General features: G+C 54.6%; 4 protein-coding genes. All 4 read left to right on the forward strand.

Annotated features, from left to right (window positions below; translation table 11 throughout):
• The first annotated feature begins 274 nt into the window (after window positions 1-274).
• The gene (gene pdhR / locus FN633_RS12585; protein WP_042390535.1) at window positions 275-1,039 is read left to right on the forward strand and encodes a pyruvate dehydrogenase complex transcriptional repressor PdhR; all 765 of its coding nucleotides are present in this window, start codon (window positions 275-277) and stop codon (window positions 1,037-1,039) included.
• A 128-nt stretch (window positions 1,040-1,167) separates the two neighbouring features.
• On the forward strand, window positions 1,168-3,831 hold the full coding sequence (gene aceE, locus FN633_RS12590; protein ID WP_154057935.1) for a pyruvate dehydrogenase (acetyl-transferring), homodimeric type: 2,664 nt from the start codon (window positions 1,168-1,170) through the stop codon (window positions 3,829-3,831).
• A 14-nt stretch (window positions 3,832-3,845) separates the two neighbouring features.
• Window positions 3,846-5,747, forward strand: a complete 1,902-nt coding sequence (gene aceF, locus FN633_RS12595) for a pyruvate dehydrogenase complex dihydrolipoyllysine-residue acetyltransferase (RefSeq protein WP_154057936.1) — start codon at window positions 3,846-3,848, stop codon at window positions 5,745-5,747.
• Between the two features lie 198 nt (window positions 5,748-5,945).
• A complete protein-coding gene (lpdA, locus tag FN633_RS12600) occupies window positions 5,946-7,370 on the forward strand; it encodes a dihydrolipoyl dehydrogenase (protein ID WP_042390717.1) in 1,425 nt (474 codons plus the stop codon).
• Window positions 7,371-7,410 lie beyond the last annotated feature (40 nt).

Consider the following 7,410-nt stretch of genomic DNA (forward strand, 5'->3'; position numbering starts at 1 on the left):
ATTAAATATGCATATTAACGCTCACTGAATCGGTTCAATTGATAATATTTACGTTTCAAAGAGGTTAAATCTGCCTCTTAAGGGGTAACGGTATCTTTTGTGCAAAGTTACATTCCTGAAACGTCATTTCTGTAATGTTGTTAAAATGTGCAGGGTTCCCTGATTTCAATCAAAACCTATATGGACAGAAGGTGAATACTTTGTTACTTTAGCGCTAAGAACATGAAATTGGTAAGACCAATTGACTCCGGGCTAATGGCAGAGACAGGGAATAATGGCCTACAGCAAAATCCGCCAACCAAAACTATCCGATGTGATTGAGCAGCAACTGGAGTTCTTGATCCTTGAGGGGACACTGCGCCCCGGTGAAAAACTTCCACCTGAACGCGAGCTGGCTAAACAGTTCGACGTTTCCCGTCCTTCGCTCCGCGAGGCGATCCAACGTCTTGAAGCCAAGGGCCTGCTGCTTCGTCGCCAGGGCGGCGGTACGTTTGTCCAGAACAGCCTGTGGCAGAGCTTTAGCGACCCGCTGGTCGAACTGCTCTCCGATCATCCTGAATCCCAATTTGACCTGCTTGAGACGCGCCATGCGCTGGAAGGGATTGCCGCCTATTACGCGGCGCTACGCGGCACCGATGAAGATCGGGTGCGTATCCGCGAGCTGCACCACGCCATCGAGCTGGCGCAGACGTCAGGGGATCTTGATGCCGAGTCTAGCGCGGTGGTCCAGTATCAGATTGCTGTCACCGAAGCGGCGCATAATGTCGTGCTGCTGCATCTGCTACGCTGCATGGAGCCGATGTTAGCCCAGAACGTTCGCCAGAATTTTGAATTGCTCTATGCCCGCAGGGAGATGCTCCCGCTGGTAAGCAAACATCGCACCAGTGTTTTTGAGGCGATTATTGCCAGGGAACCGGAGCAGGCGCGTGAAGCGTCGCACCGTCACCTGGCATTTATTGAGGAGATATTGCTGGATCGCAGCCGTGAGCAGAGCCGTCGGGAACGCTCAATGCGCAGGCTTCAGCAACGAAAGGACTAAGCGTGGTTCTTTAAACGCGCGGCAACTCACGCAGAACCTGTCTTATTGTGTATTTCCAGCTCTGGCAAGTATGCAATGGGACAGGTTCCAGACAAATTAACGTAATCAGATAGATAAGGAATACCCCCATGTCAGAACGTCTCCAAAATGACGTGGATCCGATCGAAACTCGCGACTGGCAACAGGCGATCGAATCGGTCATCCGTGAAGAAGGTGTTGAGCGCGCTCAGTATCTAATTGAACAGATGCTTTCTGAAGCCCGCAAAGGCGGCGTGAAAGTAGCTGCAGGTGCAGGGGCTAACAACTACGTAAACACGATTGCCGTTGAAGACGAACCGGAATACCCGGGCAATCTGGATCTGGAACGCCGCATTCGTTCTGCTATCCGCTGGAACGCCATCATGACCGTGCTGCGCGCGTCCAAAAAAGATCTGGAACTGGGCGGCCACATGGCATCCTTCCAGTCTTCTGCAACCGTTTATGAAGTGTGCTTTAACCACTTCTTCCGTGCACGCACCGAGAAAGACGGCGGCGACCTGGTGTACTTCCAGGGCCACATCTCTCCGGGCGTCTACGCACGTGCGTTCCTGGAAGGTCGTCTGACTGAAGAGCAGATGAACAACTTCCGTCAGGAAGTGCATGGCAACGGTCTCTCCTCTTACCCGCACCCGAAACTGATGCCGGAATTCTGGCAGTTCCCGACCGTATCTATGGGTCTGGGCCCGATCGGTGCGATCTACCAGGCTAAATTCCTGAAATATCTGGAACACCGTGGCCTGAAAGATACCTCTGAGCAGACCGTTTATGCTTTCCTTGGCGACGGTGAGATGGATGAGCCAGAATCCAAAGGCGCGATCACCATCGCTACCCGTGAGAAGCTGGACAACCTGTGCTTCATCATCAACTGTAACCTGCAGCGTCTGGATGGTCCGGTAACCGGCAACGGCAAGATCATCAACGAACTGGAAGGCATCTTCGCCGGTGCTGGCTGGAACGTGATCAAAGTGATGTGGGGCGGTCGTTGGGATGAGCTGCTGCGTAAAGACACCAGCGGTAAACTGATCCAGCTGATGAACGAAACCGTTGACGGCGACTACCAGACCTTCAAATCCCGCGATGGCGCATACGTGCGCGAGCACTTCTTCGGTAAATACCCGGAGACCGCAGCGCTGGTTGCTGACTGGACTGACGAGCAGATCTGGGCCCTGAACCGCGGTGGTCACGATCCGAAGAAAGTCTACGCTGCACTGAAAAAAGCGCAGGAAACCAAAGGTAAAGCGACTGTAATCCTGGCCCACACCGTTAAAGGTTACGGCATGGGTGATACCGCAGAAGGTAAAAACATCGCTCACCAGGTTAAGAAAATGAACATGGACGGCGTGCGCTATATCCGCGACCGTTTCAGCGTTCCAGTGACCGACGAGCAGGTTGAAAACCTCTCTTACATCACCTTCCCGGAAGGGTCTGAAGAGCACACCTACCTGCACGCCCAGCGTCAGAAGCTAAACGGCTACCTGCCGTCCCGCCAGCCTAAATTCAGCGAGAAGCTGGAACTGCCTGCGCTGGAAGACTTCAAATCGCTGCTGGAAGAGCAGAACAAAGAGATCTCTACCACTATCGCTTTCGTTCGTGCCCTGAACGTGATGCTGAAGAACAAGTCGATCAAAGATCGTCTGGTTCCGATCATCGCTGACGAAGCGCGTACCTTCGGTATGGAAGGTCTGTTCCGTCAGATCGGTATTTACAGCCCGAACGGCCAGCAGTACACCCCGCAGGACCGTGAGCAGGTTGCTTACTACAAAGAAGACGAGAAAGGCCAGATCCTGCAGGAAGGTATCAACGAGCTGGGCGCAGGTTCCTCCTGGCTGGCAGCGGCGACCTCCTACAGCACCAACGATCTGCCGATGATCCCGTTCTACATCTACTACTCCATGTTCGGTTTCCAGCGTATCGGCGACCTGTGCTGGGCAGCAGGTGACCAACAGGCACGCGGCTTCCTGATCGGTGGTACCTCCGGTCGTACGACGCTGAACGGCGAAGGTCTGCAGCACGAAGATGGTCACAGCCACATTCAGTCGCTGACTATCCCGAACTGTATCTCCTACGATCCGTCCTATGCTTACGAAGTGGCAGTCATCATGCATGACGGTCTGCAGCGTATGTACGGCGAAGCGCAAGAGAACATTTACTACTACATCACCACGCTGAACGAAAACTACCACATGCCGGCTATGCCGCAGGGTGCAGAGGAAGGTATCCGTAAGGGTATCTACAAACTCGAAACCGTTGAAGGCGCGAAAGGTAAAGTTCAGCTGCTGGGCTCCGGCTCTATCCTGCGTCACGTTCGTGAAGCAGCGCAGATCCTGGCCAACGACTACGGCATCGGCTCTGATGTTTACAGCGTAACCTCCTTCACCGAGCTTGCTCGTGACGGCCAGGACTGTGAGCGTTGGAACATGCTGCACCCGATGGAAACCCCGCGCGTGCCGTACATCGCTCAGGTGATGAACGATGCACCGGCAGTGGCGTCCACTGACTATATGAAACTGTTCGCCGAGCAGGTTCGTACTTATGTACCGGCTGATGACTATCGCGTACTGGGTACCGACGGTTTCGGTCGCTCTGACAGCCGTGAAAACCTGCGTCACCACTTTGAAGTGGATGCATCTTACGTGGTTGTCGCAGCGCTGGGCGAACTGGCTAAACGTGGCGACATCGATAAGAAAGTGGTAGCGGAAGCCATCACCAAATTCAATATCGATGCAGATAAAGTTAACCCGCGTCTGGCATAAGAGGTAAAGAGAGAATGGCTATCGAAATCAATGTACCGGACATCGGGTCGGACGAAGTAGAGATCACCGAGATTCTGGTTAACGTGGGCGACAAGGTTGAAGCTGAACAGTCGCTGATCGTCGTAGAAGGCGATAAAGCCTCTATGGAAGTTCCGTCTCCTCAGGCTGGCGTTGTTAAAGAGATCAAAGTCTCTGTTGGCGACAAAACCGAGACCGGTAAACTGATCATGATTTTCGATTCCGCCGACGGTGCAGCAGCTGCTGCACCTGCGCAGGAAGAGAAGAAAGACGCTGCCCCGGCCGCCGCTGCACCAGCAGCCGCTGCTAGCGCGAAAGAAGTGAACGTGCCGGACATCGGCGGTGACGAAGTAGAAGTGACCGAGATCCTGGTGAAAGTGGGCGATACCGTTACCGCTGAGCAGTCCCTGATTGTCGTAGAGGGCGATAAAGCCTCTATGGAAGTCCCGGCACCGTTCGAAGGTACCGTTAAAGAGATCAAGATCAACACCGGTGACAAAGTCTCTACCGGCTCCCTGATCATGGTCTTTGAAGTCGCGGGCGCTGCCCCGGCTGCCTCCGCTGCCAAACCGGAAGTTAAAGAGCAGGCTGCCGTTGCGCCAGCCGCTGCCGCTGGCGCGAAAGAAGTTCACGTGCCGGACATCGGCGGTGACGAAGTTGAAGTCACTGAAGTGATGGTGAAAGTCGGCGATAAAGTTACCGCCGAGCAGTCACTGATCACCGTTGAAGGTGACAAAGCCTCTATGGAAGTTCCGGCACCGTTCGCCGGTACCGTTAAAGAGATCAAAATCAGCACCGGCGATAAAGTCTCTACCGGCTCTCTGATCATGGTCTTCGAAGTAGAAGGCGCTGCGCCTGCTGCTGCACCGGCCGCTGCCGCTCCGGCTCCAGCTGCTGCACCGGCTCAGGCTGCTAAACCTGCCGCTGCCCCTACTGCGAAAGCAGAAGGCAAATCTGAGTTCGCTGAAAACGACGCTTACGTCCACGCGACCCCGCTGATCCGCCGCCTGGCGCGCGAGTTCGGTGTGAACCTGGCGAAAGTGAAAGGCACCGGTCGTAAAGGCCGTATCCTGCGCGAAGACGTTCAGGCTTACGTGAAAGACGCCGTTAAGCGCGCTGAGTCTGCACCTGCTGCCGCTACCGGTGGTGGTCTGCCAGGCATGCTGCCGTGGCCGAAAGTAGACTTCAGCAAGTTTGGTGAAGTTGAAGAAGTGGAGCTGGGCCGTATCCAGAAAATCTCTGGTGCCAACCTGAGCCGTAACTGGGTGATGATCCCGCACGTTACCCACTTCGACAAAACCGACATCACCGATCTGGAAGCGTTCCGTAAACAGCAGAACGCCGAAGCTGAGAAGCGTAAACTGGACGTGAAATTCACCCCGGTTGTCTTCATCATGAAAGCCGTTGCCGCTGCCCTGGAGCAGATGCCGCGCTTCAACAGCTCGCTGTCCGAAGATGCACAGCGCCTGACGCTGAAGAAATACATCAACATCGGCGTTGCGGTTGATACCCCGAACGGTCTGGTTGTTCCGGTCTTTAAAGACGTGAACAAGAAGAGCATCACCGAGCTGTCTCGTGAGCTGACCGTGATCTCCAAGAAAGCGCGTGATGGCAAGCTGACCGCTGGCGAAATGCAGGGCGGTTGCTTCACCATCTCCAGCATCGGCGGCCTGGGGACTACCCACTTCGCGCCGATCGTTAACGCGCCGGAAGTGGCCATCCTGGGCGTCTCCAAGTCCGCGATGGAGCCGGTCTGGAACGGGAAAGAGTTCGTACCGCGTCTGATGATGCCGATCTCTCTCTCCTTCGACCACCGCGTGATCGATGGTGCTGATGGTGCGCGTTTCATTACCATCATCAACAACATGCTGTCTGACATCCGCCGTCTGGTGATGTAATCGTAAAAGCCGGCCTAACGGTCGGCTTTTTTCTGGTAATCTCATTATGTCGTTGAGGTTATTGGGACAAAGGACACTTCGTTTGCCGTTTGTTGTTTCAAAAATGTTAACAATTTTGTAAACTGCGAGCGGATAGAACGTCCCGGCGGATGCAAAGCCAAAGCACTTTGTACGGCCGGAAATAATTAAGAGGTCATGATGAGTACTGAAATCAAAACTCAGGTCGTGGTACTTGGGGCAGGCCCGGCAGGTTACTCTGCTGCTTTCCGTTGCGCTGATTTAGGTCTGGAAACCGTCATTGTTGAGCGTTACAGCACCCTCGGTGGTGTTTGCCTGAACGTCGGCTGTATCCCTTCTAAAGCGCTGCTGCACGTAGCGAAAGTGATCGAAGAAGCGAAAGCGCTGGCCGAGCACGGTATCGTTTTTGGCGAGCCGCAAACCGACATCGACAAAATTCGTACCTGGAAAGAAAAAGTCATCAACCAGCTGACCGGTGGTCTGGCAGGTATGGCGAAAGGCCGTAAAGTGAAAGTGGTTAACGGCCTGGGCAAATTCACCGGCGCGAACACCCTGGAAGTGGAAGGCGAAAACGGCAAGACCGTGATTAACTTCGACAACGCGATCATCGCAGCAGGCTCCCGTCCGATTGAACTGCCGTTCATTCCGCATGAAGATCCGCGCGTATGGGACTCCACCGATGCGCTGGAGCTGAAAGAAGTGCCGAAGCGTCTGCTGGTTATGGGCGGTGGCATCATCGGTCTGGAAATGGGTACCGTGTACCATGCGCTGGGTTCAGAGATCGACGTGGTTGAGATGTTCGACCAGGTTATCCCGGCCGCTGACAAAGATATCGTTAAAGTCTTCACCAAGCGCATCAGCAAGAAGTTCAACCTGATGCTGGAAACCAAAGTGACCGCCGTTGAAGCAAAAGAAGACGGCATCTACGTTTCCATGGAAGGCAAAAAAGCCCCGGCTGAAGCGCAGCGTTACGACGCCGTGCTGGTCGCTATCGGCCGCGTGCCGAACGGTAAAAACCTCGACGCAGGCAAAGCCGGTGTGGAAGTGGACGACCGTGGCTTCATCCGCGTTGACAAACAGCTGCGCACCAACGTGCCGCACATCTTTGCTATCGGCGATATCGTCGGTCAGCCGATGCTGGCGCACAAAGGTGTTCATGAAGGTCACGTTGCCGCTGAAGTTATCGCTGGCATGAAGCACTACTTCGATCCGAAAGTGATCCCGTCTATCGCCTACACCGAGCCAGAAGTTGCCTGGGTTGGCCTGACCGAGAAAGAAGCGAAAGAGAAAGGCATCAGCTACGAAACCGCCACCTTCCCGTGGGCTGCTTCTGGCCGTGCTATCGCTTCCGACTGCGCAGACGGTATGACCAAGCTGATCTTCGACAAAGAAACTCACCGCGTAATCGGTGGTGCGATTGTCGGTACCAACGGCGGCGAGCTGCTGGGTGAGATCGGTCTGGCTATCGAAATGGGCTGTGACGCTGAAGATATCGCGCTCACCATCCATGCGCACCCGACCCTGCACGAATCTGTGGGTCTGGCGGCAGAAGTGTTCGAAGGTAGCATCACCGACCTGCCAAACGCGAAAGCCAAGAAGAAGTAATCTTCGACGCAGTATAATGAAAGCGGCTCATGGAGCCGCT

Origin of the sequence: Pseudescherichia vulneris (assembly GCF_902164725.1) — a bacterium.
Lineage (GTDB): Bacteria > Pseudomonadota > Gammaproteobacteria > Enterobacterales > Enterobacteriaceae > Pseudescherichia > Pseudescherichia vulneris.

Excerpts from the sequence above, each read along its gene's own strand:
- aceE (WP_154057935.1), top strand. The coding sequence starts at position 1,168 with ATGTCAGAACGTCTCCAAAATGACGTGGATCCGATCGAAACTCGCGAC.
- pdhR (WP_042390535.1), top strand. The coding sequence starts at position 275 with ATGGCCTACAGCAAAATCCGCCAACCAAAACTATCCGATGTGATTGAG.
- lpdA (WP_042390717.1), top strand. The coding sequence starts at position 5,946 with ATGAGTACTGAAATCAAAACTCAGGTCGTGGTACTTGGGGCAGGCCCG.
- aceF (WP_154057936.1), top strand. The coding sequence starts at position 3,846 with ATGGCTATCGAAATCAATGTACCGGACATCGGGTCGGACGAAGTAGAG.